Annotated in this window: 1 protein-coding gene; it reads left to right on the top strand. The window is 38.2% G+C overall.

Going from position 1 to position 233, the window contains the following annotated elements:
• Window positions 1-47 precede the first annotated feature (47 nt).
• Window positions 48-233: hypothetical protein (locus ACYP03_RS28195; protein WP_459782963.1), on the top strand; the 186-nt coding region annotated here is incomplete at its 3' end.

The raw sequence follows: 233 nt of genomic DNA, 5'->3' as shown, positions 1-233 counted from the left end.
ACATGACAGACAAGGTCAACCTGGATCGGAAGGCACGAGAAATTCATGTGAAAAACTTTGCCAGTTTTTATCCTGACCATTTCCTATTCATTAATATGATGCCTGATGTGATGCTGGCTCATAACAGGCAAGCTTCTGCAGAAAAGTTTAATCACTTCGGATTGATCTCAAGTCAGGTTTATGTCGAGTTAATAGAACACGATTTTTCATGTAATCATGAACTTCAAAGTGTT

The organism is Photobacterium sp. R1 (assembly GCF_054600795.1).
Note: the sequence above shows the minus strand (reverse complement) of the source record. Positions and strands in the feature narration are given on the sequence as shown.